Below are 446 nucleotides of genomic sequence, written 5' to 3' on the forward strand. Positions count from 1 at the left end.
GCTCTCCGCTTCGTCACGAATGTATTTGTTTTTTTGGTGTTACTGGTGTTGCTTCTTGTTAAAAAGAGAACGTCTGCCCGGTCAAGAAACTGCAGGGCGGTCTGGCGCAGGGCCTCCCGCTGCGGCCAGTAGGGCGCGGCCTGCGCCAGCCGGGGAAGATAGCAGCAGAGCGCCCCGGCATCCCGGGCAGCGGCAAGGGCCTCGAGGTGGGCCAGCCGCAGGGGGCAGTCCACCAGCCCGGCGGAGGAAAAGCAGAAGGCAGAGGCTCCCCGGAACGGGGCGGCCTCCAGCTGTTCCGGCCCAAGGGCCAGCCCGGCGGTGTGGGCACGGTAGGGCAGAGCGGTATCCGCTCCGGTAACCACCACCGGCGTGGGGAAGGCATCCGTGAAGCAGAGCAGGGAGCAATCCACACCATCCCGGGCAAGCTGGCGGCCCGGCTTGCCCGG

1 pseudogene is annotated in these 446 nt (G+C 67.3%); it reads right to left on the minus strand.

Features of this window, described 5'->3' with window-relative positions:
* Positions 1–446, minus strand: a pseudogene (locus P0G09_RS15640) (hypothetical protein); the annotation flags it as partial.

The organism is Faecalibacterium sp. DFI.5.82 (assembly GCF_029076575.1).
GTDB lineage: Bacteria > Bacillota > Clostridia > Oscillospirales > Ruminococcaceae > Faecalibacterium > Faecalibacterium duncaniae.